This window comes from Lentzea sokolovensis (genome assembly GCF_033949975.1).
GTDB classification, from domain to species: Bacteria; Actinomycetota; Actinomycetes; order Mycobacteriales; family Pseudonocardiaceae; genus Lentzea; species Lentzea sokolovensis.
In genome coordinates this window covers 447660-463410 of record NZ_JAXAVU010000004.1, presented here as the reverse complement: position 1 = coordinate 463410, position 15751 = coordinate 447660, and the positions used below count along the sequence as shown (strand labels likewise).

General features: G+C 69.9%; 13 protein-coding genes. 9 read left to right on the top strand and 4 right to left on the bottom strand.

What is annotated here, in order from left to right; all coding sequences use genetic code 11:
* Positions 1-72: 72 nt before the first annotated feature.
* Positions 73-1752, bottom strand: a complete 1680-nt coding sequence (locus tag SK854_RS07650) for an RICIN domain-containing protein (protein WP_319974290.1) — start codon at positions 1750-1752, stop codon at positions 73-75.
* Between the two features lie 538 nt (positions 1753-2290).
* Here SK854_RS07650 and SK854_RS07645 point away from each other — a divergent pair.
* Together SK854_RS07645 and SK854_RS07640 are read left to right on the top strand one after the other, a co-directional pair.
* Entirely contained in the window at positions 2291-3148 is an 858-nt protein-coding gene (locus tag SK854_RS07645; protein WP_319974289.1) for a hypothetical protein, read from the top strand.
* A gap of 4 nt (positions 3149-3152) precedes the next feature.
* Positions 3153-3779 carry a TetR/AcrR family transcriptional regulator gene (locus tag SK854_RS07640; protein WP_319974288.1) on the top strand — a complete coding sequence of 209 codons (627 nt, stop codon included), beginning with the start codon at positions 3153-3155 and terminating at the stop codon, positions 3777-3779.
* Here the strand turns inward: SK854_RS07640 and SK854_RS07635 are convergent.
* Positions 3776-4180 (bottom strand): MarR family winged helix-turn-helix transcriptional regulator, encoded by a 405-nt coding sequence (locus SK854_RS07635; RefSeq protein WP_319974287.1) that lies wholly within the window; start codon positions 4178-4180, stop codon positions 3776-3778. The genes SK854_RS07640 and SK854_RS07635 overlap by 4 nt on opposite strands.
* A gap of 44 nt (positions 4181-4224) precedes the next feature.
* Here SK854_RS07635 and SK854_RS07630 point away from each other — a divergent pair, with 44 nt between their 5' ends.
* Positions 4225-5034, top strand: coding sequence for an SDR family NAD(P)-dependent oxidoreductase (locus SK854_RS07630; protein ID WP_319974286.1), 810 nt, complete (start codon positions 4225-4227; stop codon positions 5032-5034).
* On the opposite strand, the gene SK854_RS07625 is transcribed toward SK854_RS07630, so the two are convergent.
* The gene (locus tag SK854_RS07625; protein ID WP_319974285.1) at positions 5027-6823 is read right to left on the bottom strand and encodes an NAD(P)/FAD-dependent oxidoreductase; all 1797 of its coding nucleotides are present in this window, start codon (positions 6821-6823) and stop codon (positions 5027-5029) included. The genes SK854_RS07630 and SK854_RS07625 overlap by 8 nt on opposite strands.
* A 97-nt stretch (positions 6824-6920) precedes the next feature.
* Here SK854_RS07625 and SK854_RS07620 point away from each other — a divergent pair, with 97 nt between their 5' ends.
* Together SK854_RS07620 and SK854_RS07615 are read left to right on the top strand one after the other, a co-directional pair.
* Entirely contained in the window at positions 6921-8090 is a 1170-nt protein-coding gene (locus tag SK854_RS07620; protein WP_319974284.1) for a helix-turn-helix domain-containing protein, read from the top strand.
* A gap of 134 nt (positions 8091-8224) precedes the next feature.
* A complete protein-coding gene (locus SK854_RS07615) occupies positions 8225-9427 on the top strand; it encodes an SdrD B-like domain-containing protein (RefSeq protein ID WP_319974283.1) in 1203 nt (400 codons plus the stop codon).
* 60 nt (positions 9428-9487) lie between these two features.
* Here SK854_RS07615 and bdeA read toward each other — a convergent pair whose 3' ends face one another.
* Positions 9488-10339, bottom strand: a complete 852-nt coding sequence (gene bdeA, locus SK854_RS07610) for a bis(hydroxyethyl) terephthalate hydrolase (RefSeq protein WP_319974282.1) — start codon at positions 10337-10339, stop codon at positions 9488-9490.
* Between the two features lie 189 nt (positions 10340-10528).
* Here bdeA and SK854_RS07605 point away from each other — a divergent pair, with 189 nt between their 5' ends.
* The 4 genes from SK854_RS07605 to SK854_RS07590 all read left to right on the top strand — a co-directional run bounded on the left by SK854_RS07605 (position 10529) and on the right by SK854_RS07590 (position 15714).
* Positions 10529-12898: a helix-turn-helix transcriptional regulator gene (locus tag SK854_RS07605; protein WP_319974281.1), complete on the top strand. Its 2370-nt coding sequence runs from the start codon at positions 10529-10531 to the stop codon at positions 12896-12898.
* A 13-nt stretch (positions 12899-12911) separates the two neighbouring features.
* The gene (locus SK854_RS07600; RefSeq protein ID WP_319974280.1) at positions 12912-13325 is read left to right on the top strand and encodes an acyl-CoA thioesterase; all 414 of its coding nucleotides are present in this window, start codon (positions 12912-12914) and stop codon (positions 13323-13325) included.
* Complete coding sequence (locus SK854_RS07595) at positions 13322-14422, top strand: zinc-binding dehydrogenase (RefSeq protein WP_319974279.1); 1101 nt, start codon at positions 13322-13324, stop codon at positions 14420-14422. The genes SK854_RS07600 and SK854_RS07595 overlap by 4 nt, the downstream gene beginning before the upstream one ends.
* Positions 14423-14592: 170 nt before the next feature.
* Positions 14593-15714 carry a S1 family peptidase gene (locus SK854_RS07590; protein ID WP_406601751.1) on the top strand — a complete coding sequence of 374 codons (1122 nt, stop codon included), beginning with the start codon at positions 14593-14595 and terminating at the stop codon, positions 15712-15714.
* The last annotated feature ends 37 nt before the right edge of the window (positions 15715-15751 follow it).

Genomic DNA, 15751 nt, shown 5'->3' with positions numbered 1-15751 from the left:
AAGTTAGCGATAACAACGCGTCTGTCGTCGAATCCTCGTCGAACGGCCTTCGACGAGGATTCGACGACGTGGTCAGAACGCGACGGGCTTTCCGCCGAGGGTGACGACGAGCTTGCCGTCGGAGGCGAACGACCAGCCGAGGGCTCCGGTGTAGGCGGAGCAGCGGGAGCCGTTGGTGCCCGCCCAGAACTGGTTGGAGGAGTCGGAGTTGCCGACGACCTTGTCGTTGCTCCCGCTGCCACTGCGGCAGGAGGTGTTGGTGCGGAACACCGAACTGCCCGCGTCGAACGAGAAGTTGCGCTCGTCGTTGTCGATGCTCAGGTTGCTCGACACGGTCATGGAACCGAGGTTGCGGTTGTAGGTGAAGCCGTGTTTGCCGTTGTCGTAGGCGATCGTGCGGGTGATCGTGTGGTTCACGCCGATGTCCTCACCGCCCAGCTTGAATCCGTTGCGGTCGCCGTTGCCGGCCTGGCCGCCGTTGCTCAGGGTGCCGTTCTTGTAGGCCAGCGAGTCCTCGATGGTGACTGCGCCGATCGGGCCGGTGTCGGACTTGGTGTAGAGGTCCCACCCGTCGTCGATGTTGTTGTGCGCCACCGAGTAGCGGAACACGTTGCCGGGTCCGGACGTGAGCTTGGCGGCGAACCCGTCGGCGTCCTCGCCGTCGGAGTCCGCGTTGTCGTGCGACTCCGCGCTGAGGATGAGGTTGTGGGACGGCCACTGGTCCTTCGGGGTGCTGGACAGCATCCGGGACAGCTGCAGGCCGGTGTCGCGGTTGAACCGGGTGATCGTGCGTTCGAAGATGTTGTGGCTGCCGCCGACGAAGATGCCGTTGTCCCCGGCACGTTCGACGACGACGCCCTGCACGTGCCAGTACGAGCCGTTCACGGCGAGCCCGCGGTTGGCCGGGTCCTCCGTCTGCGCCGAGAAGTTCAGCACCGGCTTCTCGCTCTGGTAGGCCGCCAGCTTCTTGCGGGCGCTCGACGTGCCGTTGTTGGTGGGCGGGATCGTCACCGTCTGCGAGAAGCTGTACGTGCCGCCGCGCAGGAAGATCGTGCCGCCCGCGGCCACGCGGGGGAGCGCGGACGTCAGCGTCGTCGGGTCGGAGATCGTGCCGGAGGCGTCGTCACGGCCAGTCGGCGACACGTACAACGCGTTGGCGGGTGGCGTGCCGGTGGTCGTCGTCGTGGTCGTTGTCGTGGTGGTCGTCGAAGTCGTCGTGCTGGTCGGACCGCCGGCCGGGGCGAGCGTCCACTGCTTGGTGGCGGCGCCGTCGCAGGAGTTGGTCTGGATCAACGCCCCTGGCGCGGTGGCGTTGTCCTTGACGTTCAGGCACTTGCCGCCGTTGGCGTTGACCAGGCGGTGGTCGCCGCCGTTCGGGGTCAGCGCCCAGACCTGGCTCGTAGCACCGGTGCACGCCTCTAGCTGGACCGGCTTGCCCGCGCTGGTCGACGCGTCGCGCACGCCCACGCACAGGCCGCCCGCGGTGATCCGGACCCCGCCGCTGACCTCGGTCAGCACCCACTCCTGACCGGCGCAAGCCTGTTGCCGCAGCTGCGTTCCGCTCGACGGGCTCGTGCCCGCGTCGAGGCACTGGTCGCTGCCGGCGTTCTTCAGCACGTAGGTGCCCGCGGCGTTCGCGTTCGCGGCGATGCCGGGCCACGCGGCGAGCACGGTGACCAGTGCGACGACGGCGCCGCCCGAGACGAGCCCGGCGCGAACACGGCGTCGCGCGAGCTGTTGTGAAATGCCCATGAGGACTCCACTTCTCAACGCTGAGAGAAAGGGGTTTCCGTTCGGAATGCGCGGCGGTTTCCGGTCGGATGTTATGGGCATTCTCCTGGCAGGGTCAAACGTCGAAAATATACGAGAGTAGTCGATGTTCGCGGTCGAATCAATCGAATGGGCAGGTCATCGTCGATCGAATCGATCAACGAGCGTGAGCGGGAAATATCCGCTGGTCACACTCGTGAACAGAATAGGCGGTCCTCGAGTTCATCACCGTGAAACTTCTGATCGCCCCGGAGTTCCGCTTCACCGCGGAGGTCGAGGACGACGGCGCCCTCCGCACACCGCGGCCGCCAGCACGACCAGCAGCATCTCGATCAGGCGCACCGACAACAACGAGGTCTCCACCGTTGTTTGCATCGGAGTCTCCTTTCGCTCGTTTCCCCGTGGTTTCACGATGAGGCCTCAGGTCGCGCGCGTCATCCTCCTGTTCAGGAGGGTCCGGAGAGAGCATTGCCGGTGGTCCGGGCCCTGTGCTGCAATGAGGTGATCTTCAGGGGGTCCTGTGTGCTTCAACGACGAAGTCGACTGGCCGGAAGTGTTCGGGGACCACATTTCCCGTTCCAGCCTCGCCGATCCCCGCAATCCGCGGCGGTCGGCCTACGTCACGACGATGGTGTTCCTCGAAGGCGGGCTCCAGGAGATCGACGACCAGCTGTCCGGCCGCAACTCGCGCAGCCGTGACGAACTCGCGGGTGCCCGGCTGACGCGGGAGATCGTGGTGCGTCGTGCCTCCGGAATCGCTGCCGGGCTGTCCGACGTCGCCCACGTCGGCGAGGGCGCGTTCCGCGATCGCTGGCCGGGGTCCGGTGGCATGGCGAACTTCTTCATGTGCCTGATCAAGTACACGTGCACGGCACCGCGCTGGAGCAACTTCCTCGACTACGGTCCGCGCCGGGCGCTGGCCGAACTGCCGAAGGTGCGCGACGGCAAGCTGGACCTGACCGACCTCATCGCGAAGATCGCCACCCACGACCTGCGGATGCGCGGCCGGCTGGCCAGGTACTGGCTGTTCCAGCTCTCGCTGACGATCGACGCCAAGTGGCAGTCCGTTGCCACGAAGGCGTATCGGGAGATGCTGGACGCGTACTCCACGCGCTGGATCCCGGTGTACGAGGAGGGCCTGCGGCTGCTGGACGTGCGGTTCCGGCCGGGCATCACGGCGCGGAAACTCAGCCTGATGGTGTCCGCGCAGACGTCGGGTTTCGCGCAGCACGTCGCCGGTGCCGGTGACGACACGAGGGAGAACCGGGACCTCTTCGTGGCGTCGGTGCAGGCGGTGATCTTCGCCGCTCTCGATCCCGGGGACGGGCACGGGATCGCCGAGGCGCTGCGCCGACGTCTCCGGGGGCCTCTACGGTGATGCCGTGGCCGACACCCGACAACGCCTGATCGACGGCGCGATCGAGACCATCCGCACGCACGGCCTGACCGGCACCACGGCGCGGAGCATCGCGGCCACCGCCGAGGTCAACCAGGCGCTGGTCTTCTACCACTTCGGCACCGTCCACGACCTGCTCCAGGCCGCGTGCCTCGCCGCGACGCAGGCCAGGGTCGAGCTGTTCGCCGAACGTCTCGACCAGATCACCGACCTGCGGCAGCTCCTCTCGCTCGGCCGAGCCCTGCACACCGAGGAGAGCGCCCAGGGCAACGTCATGGTGCTCGCCCAACTGCTGGCCGGCGCCCAGACCGACCCCAAGCTGGCCGAGGCCACCGCGGCGTCGCTGCGGCTGTGGATCACCCCGATCGAGCGCGCCCTGACCAGGTTGCTGACCGGCTCGCCGGTGTCCGAGTTGATCGACACGGCGGGTCTCGCCCGCGCGGTGAGCGCCGGGTTCATCGGTCTGGAGCTCTACGAGGGCGTCGACCCGGACGGGGCCACGGCGGCGTTGGACGCGCTCGACCGGCTGGCCGTGCTCATCGAGGTGATGGACGATCTCGGGCCGGTCGCCCTTCGGGCACTGCGCGGCAAACTCCGCAAGAAGACCCGCTAGCCCAGGGTGTCGAGGACGTCCTCCAACGCCTTCAGCTGCGCCGGGCTGAGGCGTTCGAAGATCGACCGCAGGATTTCGCTGCCGGACTCCTCGCCGGCCGCGAGCGCTCGAACACCGTGTTCGGTCGCGGAGACGACCTTGGCCCGCTTGTCGGCGGCGTCGGACGACCGCCGCACCAGGCCGTCCCGTTCCATCGCCTCGACGGCCTGGGTGATCGACCGCGCGGCCATCCCCAGCTCGGTCGCGAGCCGTGTCTGCTTGACCGGTCCCAGCCTGACCAGTACTTGCAGGATCTTCGTGCGCGCCAGTGAAACCCCGGTCCCGGACAGGTGCTCGTCCACCGCCCTGCGGATCCGGGCGGACGTCGTCAGGTAGCGCAGTCCGACGTCGGCGGCGTCCATCGCCCTCCTTTGTGAGGTACCTCAGCATCGTGCATCATTGAACCATGACCACCGCCATCATCACCGGCGCGACGCACGGCCTGGGCCGGCTCGTCGCGCTCGACCTCGCCCGCCGCGGCGTCGACCTCGGTGTCGTCGCCCGCAGCGCCTCGAAGGTGGACGACCTGCGCGCCGAGATCGGTCCCGGCGTCACCGTCACGGCCTTCGTCGCCGACCTGGCCTCGCTGGAGGACGTCCGTCGCGCGGCCAAGGCGATCGACGCGCACTACGACCGCGTCGACGTGCTGATCAACAACGCCGGAATCCACGCGTTCAGCCCGCGCGTCACCGCGGACGGCGTGCCCGAGATGACCGCCGTGAACTACCTGGCGCCGTGGGTGCTCACGAACACGTTGCGCGACAAGCTGATCGCCTCGGCCCCGGCGCGCGTCGTCACCGTCACGTCCGAGGCGTCGAGGCAGGCTCGGGGCATCGATCCGGCGACCGCTCTGACGTCCGCCGCCCACTACGGGCGGACCAAGCTGATGGACATCATGTTCAGCCAGGAGCTCGCCCGGCGGCTGGAGGGCACCGGGGTCACGGCCAACTGCTGCGACCCCGGCTTCAACACCACGGGTCTCGGCCGTGAGCTGCCGTTCGCGGGACTGCTGGAGAAGGTGCTGCACGCGTTGCGGATCGGCGACCCCGGTCGTGGGGCCTCGATCATCACGCGCCTCGCGACCGATCCGGTCTTCGCCGACGTCACCGGCGGCTACTTCTCGGTCAAGGACGCCGCGCCCCTGCGGTGCCCGGAGGCGGGGCGCGGCGTCGTCCAGCGCTTGCTGTGGGAGGAGACCGAGAAGCTGCTCAGCTGAGGTGGTGCACCTCCTGCGTGCCGTAGACCGGCGCCGGAAGGCCCTCGAACCGCGCTTTCAGCTGCAGCGCCAGGAAGTGCGAGTAGTAGCGCGACTGGTGCAGGTTGCCGCCGTGGAACCACAGGCCGGGCTGCCGGGTCGGCTTCCACATGTTGCGCTGCTCGCCCTCCCACGGGCCGGGGTCCTTGGTCGTGCCGGACCCGAGGCCCCAGCACTTGCCGACCCGGTCGGCCATCTCCTGCCCGGCGAGGTCGGCGACCCAGCCGTTCATCGAGCCGTAGCCTGTGGCGTAGACGACGAGATCGGCCTCCAGTTCGGTGCCGTCCGAGAGCACGACCGCGTTCTTCGTCAGGTGGTCGACCTGGCCGCGGACGAGCTTGATCTTGCCGTCCGCCACCAGTTCCGAGGCGCCCACGTCGATGTAGTAGCCGGAGCCGCGGCGCAGGTACTTGAGGAACAGCCCGGAATCGTCGTCACCCCAGTCGAGGTCGAATCCGGCCTTCTCCAGCCGGGCGTAGAAGTCCGCGTCGCGTTCCTTGATCCGCTGGTACACCGGGATCTGGAACTGCGGCAGGATCCGGTAGGGCAGTGAGGCGAAGATCGTGTCGGCGCGGTCGGTCGTGACGCCGGCGGCGACGGCCCGTTCCGAGTAGAGGTCGCCCAGGGCTATGTCCATCAACGAGTCCGAGCGCACGATGTGCGTCGACGAGCGCTGGACCATGGTGACGTCCACGCCGTGCTCCCACAGTGCCGCGCAGATGTCGTGGGCGGAGTTGTTCGAGCCGATCACGACGGCTTTGCGTCCCGCGTAGGCCTCCGGACCGGGGTGTTTCGAGGAGTGGTGCTGGTCGCCCTCGAACTCGTCGGCTCCCGGGAACGACGGCACGTTCGCCTTGCCGGACATCCCGGTCGCGAACACGAGCTGTTTCGGGTGCAGGGTCACGGTTTCACCGTCCCTGTCGACCGTGACCGTCCACTGTGCACCGTCGTAGGTCGCTTCCCTGACCTCCGAACGGGTCCAGTACGGCACCTCCATCACGCGCGTGTACATCTCCAGCCAGTCCGCGATCTTGTCCTTGGGCGCGAACACCGGCCAGTTGTCCGGGAACGGCAGGTACGGCAGGTGGTCGTACCAGACCGGGTCGTGCAGGCAGAGGCTCTTGTACCGCTTGCGCCACGAGTCGCCGGGCCGGTCGTTGCGCTCCAGCACCAGCGCGGGCACACCGAGCTGCCGCAGCCGCGCGCCGAGTGCGATACCGCCCTGCCCACCGCCGATCACCACCACGTACGGCTGCTGCGCGTACCCGAGTTCGGCCTGCTCGCGTTCGCGTTCCTCGGCCCACGACCGGCGTTCCTCGATCACGCCGTGCCGCACGCCCTTGGGCCGCGTCTCCTTCTTGTTCTCCTCGAACCCCTTCAGCTCGTGCAGGCTCGTCAGCAGAGTCCACGCGCCCTCGTCGTTGAGCCGCAGATGCCCGCGGCAACGCCCGGCCGTCGTCTCGAACTCGATCCACGCCTCCACGACACCATCGGCCTCGGTCGGCGTCTCGGTGGTGCGGAAGTGTTCCGGACCGGTGCCGTCGAGACAGGCGCTGAGCAGGTCCGCGACCCCCTCGCGCCCTTCGACGGTCTTGATGTTCCAGGTGAAGGCGACGAGATCACGCCAGTAGCTGTCGATGGCGAACATCCCCGCGGCGGCGTCGACGTCCCGGGCCCTGAGCGCGGCCTCGAACTGCTCCAGCCAGGCGTCCACGCGAGCTTGCGCCGTGCGATCCATCGTCTGCGTCATCGCCACTCCTCGTCGCTCGTCGTGCTTGCATTCACCTCCTTGCCGCGCTTCGGTGAAACCGTTGCACCGGATTGCATCCCTGGTCCATGCTCGACCGGTGAGCGTGCCCAGGGCAGTGCCGCCCGGTCAGCACCTGCCCACGTATGCCCGCGAACTCGTGCGCATGCACGACGCGGTCATCGCCGGCAGCCGCTCCGCACTGCGCCCACGAGCCCTCGTCTCCCGCTCCTGGAACCGCGTCCTCGACCTGGGCCTGCGAGCAGACGACGTCAACACCCGCGACTGGCTCGGCTCAGCCGAGATCGGCCGCCGCCAGGAAGCGTCCCCGCTGCGCGAGGTGGTCCCGGACCTGCGAGCCGTCGTCGGATCGCTGGCCGACGCCTCCCAGCTGCTGTTCGTGGTGACCGACCACGAGGGCGTCATCCTCTGGCGTTCCGGCACCCCGGCCGTCCGCCGCAGGGCCGACGCGCTGGGCTTCTTCGAGGGCGCCGACTGGACCGAACGCCGCGTGGGCACGAACGCCATCGGCACCGCCCTCGCCGAAGCCGCGCCGGTGGAGTTGCTGGCGGGCGAGCACTTCGAGCAGGGCCAGCACCCCTGGTACTGCACGGCGACACCCGTCCACGACCCGCGCACGGGCTCGTTGCTCGGGGTGATCGACGTGAGCGGTCCGGCGTTGACCCTGCATCCGGCGATCGGCGCGCTGGTCGAGACCGGCCGGATGCTGGCCGAGTCGCGGCTGTGGCGGTATCACCAGGAACGGCTCGACCGGTTGCGGTCCGCGGCCCTGCTCACCGGACCGTCGCTCGTCGTGGACGACAACGGGTGGGTGGCGGCTTCTCGCGGAGTCGCGGTGGGTTCGCGGATCGCCGCTCCCGTTGCCGGGCACCCCGTCGCGGTGCCGGGACTCGGTGCCTGCACGCCGGAACGCCTCGCGGGCGGCTGGCTGATCCGGCCGTCCTCTGTGGACCGGACCGTCGGCTTGGAGCTCGACCTGACCCGGACGCCGCAGGTTCGGTTGTCCGGCGGTGACGCGGACTGGCGTCGCACGATCACCCGGCGGCACGCGGAGATCCTGGTGCTGCTGCATCGCGCCGGACGGGCCGGGCTGTCCGCCGAGGCGTTGAGCAACGCTGTGTACGGGGACGCCGAGCACGTCGTGACGGTGCGGGCGGAGGTGTCGCGGTTGCGGCGGCTGCTGGGGGCGTTGGTGGAGACGCGGCCCTATCGGCTGTCCGGCGATGTGCGGATGACTGTCGTCGACTAGCACCTGTTTCCCTCGGGAGGTGCTGACAGCTGCTTCAGGTCGGCCGACGGTGACGGAGTCCGTCGCGGACGTACCCGCCGGGAACGAGTGGCCACCCGTGCAACGGTTCCTGACGTGGTGGGCACTTCCGGGTTGTGCTGAGAACAGTCATCTTCGTGCTCGTCGTCCTGCTGGCGACGGGAGGAACGGGCCTGGCGGCGGCGCAGGACGGCGCCGAGGTCGAGGTCTTCTGGGACCGCAACCGCGACGGCGTGCGGCAGGCCGACGAACCGCCGTTCGGTCACGCCTACTTCAGCGTCACGAATCCGGACTTCCGAGGTTATCCGGACACCGCGGGCTATCCGGTCTACACCGACGACCACGGACTGGCGAAGCTCGAACCTCGCCGGTGGTCGGTGGCGTTCCCGGAGGAGTCGTACGTGGTCACGACCACGGCGGTCGCGGAGGTCGACCCCGGCGAGAAGCTGGTGATCGGTGTGCACGGCGCCGCGATCTGCGGAACGGCCTGGCTCGACGAGAACGCCGACGGCCGGCGGCAGGACGGCGAGCGCCTGATCGGTGGCCACGAGATCCGGGCACGCCATCCCGTGAACGTCGGGGGCGAACGCACGACGACCACGGCCGACGACGGGACGTACTGCTTCCGCGACCTCCCGGTCGACCACTACCAGCTGACGTCCGCCGACCGCCTGGCCATCGACAGGACGACCTGGGGCGTCGCCCACTGGCGGTCCGATGACGCCGACGAGGACCAGGTGTCGAAGTTCGACGTGGCGGACGGCAGGTCCAAGGTGCTCAAGGTCGACATCCCTGGCACCGACGTCGACGACGTCGACACGGCGTTCGTCAAGGCCGACGAGAACACCGTCGAGCCGTTGGGGATCACCGTCGTCAACCCCGACGGCTCGACCTCTCCGCGAGACCTGGCGGTGGGTGACCGCATCAGGGTGATCGGCGAGTTGCGGGCGAGGGGCCCCGCCTACGACAGCTACAACGGGAGTCTCCACCTGCCGGAAGGCCTGAAGATCCTCGGGACGGAGGGCATACCGGCGAAGGTGGAGGAGCGCAACGCCGTCAGGGTCGGGTTCCCCGATCGCCGTGCGCCCGAACAGGTGGAGCGGGTCGTCGTGATCGCGGAGGTCGAGAAGGCGTTCTCTCACACGGAGGTGAGCCTGTACGGGACGCGCGGGCCGGTGACGGTGAAGATCCAGGCCCTGGGCTTCGAACCCGCGAAGCGCGCGACGACCGTGCGGTGGGACCTGGTGATCACCTTGGCGCTGCTGCTGATGATGGTCTTCTCCGTCTGGTGGCTGCGCGGGCGCAGGACCAGGAGCTGAACGTGGGTCGGGTCGCGGCGCCCCGCGCTCGGGTTGGCGCCGCGACCCGCGTTCAGAGGATCAGGAGTGCGGGCACGTGTCCCGGTACTCCTCGATCAGCGTGCTGCGTCCCGGCGCCGGGCAGAGGAACTGCTCGTAGCGGGTGTCGTTGTCGATGAACCGCTTGAGCCACGAGATGCTGTACTTCGCGATCGTCGTGTTGGACGAGTTGGGTGCGAAGTGCGAGGCGTTGTTGAGCTCCAGGTACGCCTTGTCCAAAGTGGACGGCAGTGACGTGTAGAACGGTTCGGAGTGCGACGAGACCGGGGCGACCGAGTCGCTCTCCGCGCCGACGACCAGGGTCGGGACGCGGACGGACGACCAGTTCTTCGTGGTGTGCCAGGCGGTCAGCGGGATCGCCGCTTGCAGTGCCGGGCGCTGGCTTGCCGCGCGCAGGGTGCCGCCGCCGCCCATCGAGTGGCCCATGACGCCGAGGCGTGACGAGTCGATCCGGGTGCGGACGCTGCTCTGCTGGGTGAGGTAGTCGAGTGCCGCCAGCAACTGCGACGCCCTGCTGTCGGGCTGGTCGTAGATCGTGTTCGTGTCGATCGTGAAGATCACGAAGCCCTGCGACGCCAGGCGCGGGCCGAGCCACGAGATGCTCGACTGCGTGCCGGTGTAGCCGGGGGAGATGACCACGGCGCCGAACGTGCCGGCGGAGGTGCTGGTCGGGTAGTAGATCGTGCCGCCACCGAAGCCGCCCACCAGTGACGACACCGAGGTCTCCGACACGGCGAACGAGCCGCGTGTCGCCTCGATGCTCGAGTTGGTCGGCGCGGGGCCGCGTTCGAACGGGTTGTCCGCCGCGCGGGCTTCAGTGCCCGTGACGAGCACCAGGGAGAGTGCGATGGGAATCAGGGTGCGGAGTTGCACAGCGCTGTACACCTCATTCGGCAGGGAACAGGGGGAGGAACGACCTCGACCCTGCTGCCCCGGCCGCCGGGTCCGCATCGGTGCAACCACCGGTCTCGGTGAACAACTTCGGTGGCAAAACTAACGGTGGTAGGTGAATTTGGGGCCTACCCCTTCCGGAGGAGCCGCTACCGCCGTAAGACTGGTCCGATGCTGCGTGGCCGAGAGCGGCAACGCGTCGCCGTGGACGCGTTGGTGGACCGTGCGCGCGTTGGGCGCGGCGGGGTGCTCGTGGTGCGCGGAGAAGCCGGTTCAGGCAAGACGGCGCTGCTCGACGCCGTGCGGCAGACCTACGACGCGTTGTTGTGTGTGGACGTCCGCGAACTCGACGATGACCTCGTGCAGCTCGCACGGGACGTCGTCGGTACGCGGGCCGCGCTGCTCATCGCGACCGAGGGCGAGGCGTACGGGTTGCCCAGCGTCACGCTCGACCCGCTGGACCCCGCGACGAGCCTGCGGGTGCTGCACGACCTGGTGCCCGGCCTGCCCGCCACGCTCGCCGCCGACCTCGCCGACCTCGCCTGCGGGAACCCGCTGGCGCTGGTCGAGCTGGCGGGCTCGCTCACGTCCGCGCAGCTCGGAGGCATCGCGGCGGCGCCGGAGGTGCTGCCGGAGAACAGCTCGCTGCGGCTGCGCTGGCGAGCGCGGTTCGACGCTCTCTCGCCGCGGGCACAGCACGTCGTCGCGCTGGTCGCGGTGGACGAGGAGATCGACGCGGAGGCACTCGACCTGGACGCGGTGATCGAGGCGGGCCCGTTGGTCGACCCGCGCAGGCTGGTCCGGTCCGCGCTTCAGGTGGACGTGCCGCTGCCGCTGCGGCGAAGAGCCCACGCCGAGCTCGCGGAGACCTTGCCACCCGGTGCCCGGCGCACGTGGCACCAGGCGGTCACGACGCAGGACACCGGGCTCGCCGACGTCCTCACCACCCACGCCGAGCACGCCCGCCTGTGCGGGGACTTCGCCACCGCCGCCCGCGACCACGACCGCGCGGCCCGGCTGACGACCGACCCCGAGGAGAAGGCGCACCGCCTGCTCAAGGCCGCCGCCGACCACTGGGCGCACGGAGCGCCGCACCGGTCGCGGGCCGTCCTGCGCACCGCGGTCCGGATGACCCACACCCCGGAGCTCAGGGCGCTCATGGACCTGGTCGTCGGCGGCATCGACCTGGGCGAGAGTCTCCCGGACGTGGCGGCGGACCGGCTGGTGCGCGCCGCGAAAGGCCTGGTCAGCACCCGTCGCACGCTCGCGGTGGCCGCGCTGGGGTTCGCCGGTGAGGCAGCGAGCATCGCCGGGGACCACCGCCGCTACACCGCGGTCGCCGAGTTCGCGCGGGAGATCCGCCGCGACGACGAGCCACCCGACACCCGGCTCACCCTCGACCACCTCACCGGCATGTTGGCGACCTTCGACGGACGGCACGACGTGGCGTTGCCCGCGCTGCGCACGGTCGTCGACCTCGCCGAGCAGGTCCCCGGCCCGCAGGCGCGGATCTGGGCGAGCCAGGCCGCCTACGTGCTCGGGGACGCGACCCGGTCGCACGAGATGGCGACCAGCGCGGTCACGGCGGCGCGGGAGAGCGGGTTCGTCGCGCTGGTGCCGTGGGCGCTGGTGTACCGGGCGTTGTCGGCGTTGCTGCTGGACCAGCACGCGGCGGCGCTGACGGCGGCCACCGAGGGTGTGCACGCGGCGACGGCGATCGGGCAGCACAACGCCGTGGTCGACCACCTGACGATCCTCGCGCTGCTGGCGGCGCTCCGCGGTGACGCGGACACGGCGCTGGACCGCATCGACATCGCCACCGAGCACATCACCCAGCGCGGACTCACCCGGCCCGGCACGTTCGGGGCGTGGGCGTTCGCGTGCGTCGACCTGGCCCGCGACCGGCCCGCCGACGCGCTGGACCGGTTGCGGCTGCAGCCAGGACACGCCGGCATCAAGGTCATGGCCGCACCGCACGTGGTCGAGGCCGCTGTGGCGTGCGGCAAGCCGTCCACGGCGGACAGAGCGCTCCAGCCGTTCGAGAAGTGGGCCGGCGCGACGGGAAGCACGGCCCGCATGGCGCTCTCGCACCGCTGCCACGGCCTGCTGGAGACCGGAACGGCCGACGAGCACTTCGAGGAAGCCATCCGGCTGCACCGCGCCAGCGGCACCGCCCTGGAACTCGCCAAGACCGAGCTGTTGTACGGGAACCGGTTGCGGCGCGGGCGCAAGCCCAAGGCGGCGCGCGAACATCTTCGCGACGCCGTGCGCATCTTCCAGTCCTACCAGGCTGATCACTGGGTCGAACGGGCCCGCGCGGAACTGCGCGCGGCCGGCGACTCCACGAGCGAGCCCAGGGACCACCCCGGTTTGACGCCGCAGCAGGCGCAGATCGCCAGGCTGGTCGCCGAGGGCGCCACGAACCGCGAGGTCGCCGCGCGGTTGTTCCTGAGCCACCGCACCGTCGAACACCACCTGCGCAACATCTTCGCGCGGCTCGGCGTGCGGTCGAGGGTCGAGCTCACCAGGAGACTCGATTGATCTTGGAGGTTGCGTGCGCGAGCAGTACCGGCACTGGCAGCGGATTCCGACCCGATGGGCGGACAACGACGTCTACGGCCACGTGAACAACGTCGTCCACTACGCGTTCATGGACACGGTGATCAACACGTGGCTCATCGGCGCCGGGCTGGACATCCAGGCCGGGCAGCAGATCGGGCTGTGCGTGGAGTCCCACTGCAACTACCGCGCTTCGGTGGCGTTCCCGGAGGCGCTGGACGCCGGGCTGCGCGTAGGGCACCTCGGCCGGTCGAGCGTGCGCTACGAGGTCGGGTTCTTCTTCGAGGGACGCGAGGACGTCGTGGCGGACGGCCACTTCGTGCACGTCTTCGTGGACCGGGCGACGCGCAAACCGGTGGAGATCCCCGCGAACCTGCGCACGGCGATGGAAGGTCTGGTGGTGGCGTGAAGACGCGAGGCGCGGTGCTGACCGGAGTCGGCGGGCCGCTCGAGATCGTGGAGCTCGAACTCGACCCGCCCGGTCCCGGCGAGGTGCTGGTGCGCGTGCACGCCACCGGCCTGTGCCACTCCGATCTGTCCGTGATCGACGGCTCGCGCATCCGGCCGCTGCCGATGGTGCTCGGCCACGAGGCGGCGGGCGAGGTCGTGGAGGCGGGCCCGAACGCCGAGTTCGCGCCGGGCGACCACGTCGTGCTGTCGTTCGTGCCCGCGTGCGGTGCGTGCCGCCGTTGCGCGTCGGGCCGCCAGGCGTTGTGCGAACCAGGGGCGGCCGCGAACCGTGACGGCACGTTGCTCAGCGGACAGCGGCGCTGGACGCTCCCGGACGGCACGCGTCCGCACCACCACCTGGGCGTGTCCGGGTTCGCCGAGTACACGGTGATCTCCGACCGGTCGGCCACCCGAGTGCCGGACGATCTGCCGTTCGACATCGCCGCCCTGTTCGGGTGCGCGGTGCTGACCGGTGCGGGAGCGGCGTTCTACAGCGCCGAGGTGAAACCGGGGGACCGGGTCGCGGTGTTCGGGCTCGGCGGCGTCGGCCTGGCGGCGGTGCTCGCGGCCGTGACGGCGGGTGCCACGCAGGTCGTTGCGGTGGACGTGGTCGAGCACAAGCGCAAGCTCGCCCTCACGCTCGGCGCGACGCACGAAGCCGCGGGCGGCCCGGACGTGGTCGCCCATGTGCGCGACCTGACCGGTGGTGGCGCGGACAAGGTCATCGACACGACCGGCGTCGCCGCGGTGCTCGAACAGGCTTACGCCGCCACGGCCGTGGGTGGCACCACGGTCACCGTCGGCCTGCCGCACCCCGATCGCACCGTGTCGCTGCCCGCGTTGAACCTGGTCGCTGAGGAACGGACGCTCAAAGGCAGCTACCTCGGCTCGTGCGTGCCGCGTCGGGACGTGCCGCGGTTCGTCGACCTCTACCGCGCGGGACGGCTGCCGGTCGACGGCCTGCTGTCCGGGCGGCTGGGGCTGGACGAGATCAACGACGGGTTCGCCAAGCTCGCCTCCGGGGAGGCCGTCCGGCAGGTCGTCGTCATGGAGTGACGCCCGATTCGGCCCATCCGGGCAGGAATCGGGCAGGACAGTTCCGGTGTCAGCTGTTGACCACCGAGGTCTGGCTGCTGCACGGTGAGAGCGCTCTCATGTTCGTCGCCATTCGCAACGGGGCGGGTGGCGATCCCTGCACGGACAAGGAGAAGAGCATGCGCTTCACCATGCCCAGAATCGTGCCCGCGCTGGCACTCGTGCTGGTCGGGTCCACCTTCACCGTTCCGGCCCAGGCGTCGGAGAAGGAGATGTCACCCGGCCTGCTCACCGCGATGAGCTCGGCGTTCGGGCTGACCGAGAGCCAGGCGCGGCTGCGTCTGGAGAAGGAACAACGCGCGTCGGTCCTCGCCCCGCGCGCCGAAGGCGAGGCCGGTGCCGCACTCGCCGGCAGCTGGTTCGACGAGACGAAGAACCGCCTGGTCGTCGCGGTGACGGACCCCTCCGTCGCCCGCAAGGTCGAGGCCACCGGGGCCGAAGCCGTTGTCGTCGGCCGTTCGGCGAACTCGATGGCGGCCCACAAGAACCGCCTCGACGCCCTGTCCGCGGCCGGCTCGGTGCCGTCCGCGGTCGCGAGCTGGCGTCCCGACGCGCGCACCGGCACCGTCGTGGTGAGCGTGGAGGCGGGCAAGCAGACCGCTGAGGTGGCCTCGTTCCTGGACAAGGCACGTCAGTTCGGCGCCATCACCGTGCGCACCGAGGGCGTCCAGCAGCCGCAGACGTTCGCCGCGGGCACGGTCGGCGGCGACCCGTACTACACCGGCAACGTCCGGTGCTCCATCGGCTTCTCCGTGCACGGCGGCTACGTCACCGCGGGCCACTGCGGCGGCAACGGCGCGGCCGTCTACGGCTGGGACCGCTCCTACCAGGGCAACTTCGCCGGTTCGTCGTTCCCCGGCAACGACTACGCCTGGGTCCGCACCGGCGGTGGCTGGTGGACCGTGCCCGTCGTGCTCGGCTGGGGCACCGTGAGCGACTCGCTGGTGCGCGGCTCGTGGGAGGCGCCGGTCGGTACCTCCGTGTGCCGCTCCGGTTCGACGACGCGCTGGCACTGCGGCGTGATCCAGGGCCGCAACGAGACCGTGAACTACCAGCAGGGCGCGGTCTACCAGATGGTCGGCACCTCGGTGTGCGCCGAGGGCGGCGACTCCGGTGGTTCGTTCATCACCGGTGACCAGGCCCAGGGTGTCACGTCCGGCGGCTACGGCAACTGCTCCAGCGGCGGCCGCACGTGGTTCCAGCCGATCAACGAGATCCTCAGCGTCTACGGCCTGAGGCTGCACACCGCCTGATGAAACTCCCGGCTGTCCACCACTTCGTGTGGTGGAC

Excerpts from the sequence above, each read along its gene's own strand:
- SK854_RS07650 (WP_319974290.1), bottom strand. The coding sequence starts at position 1,752 with ATGGGCATTTCACAACAGCTCGCGCGACGCCGTGTTCGCGCCGGGCTC.
- SK854_RS07635 (WP_319974287.1), bottom strand. The coding sequence starts at position 4,180 with ATGGACGCCGCCGACGTCGGACTGCGCTACCTGACGACGTCCGCCCGG.
- SK854_RS07630 (WP_319974286.1), top strand. The coding sequence starts at position 4,225 with ATGACCACCGCCATCATCACCGGCGCGACGCACGGCCTGGGCCGGCTC.
- SK854_RS07625 (WP_319974285.1), bottom strand. The coding sequence starts at position 6,823 with ATGACGCAGACGATGGATCGCACGGCGCAAGCTCGCGTGGACGCCTGG.
- SK854_RS07605 (WP_319974281.1), top strand. The coding sequence starts at position 10,529 with ATGCTGCGTGGCCGAGAGCGGCAACGCGTCGCCGTGGACGCGTTGGTG.
- SK854_RS07590 (WP_406601751.1), top strand. The coding sequence starts at position 14,593 with ATGCCCAGAATCGTGCCCGCGCTGGCACTCGTGCTGGTCGGGTCCACC.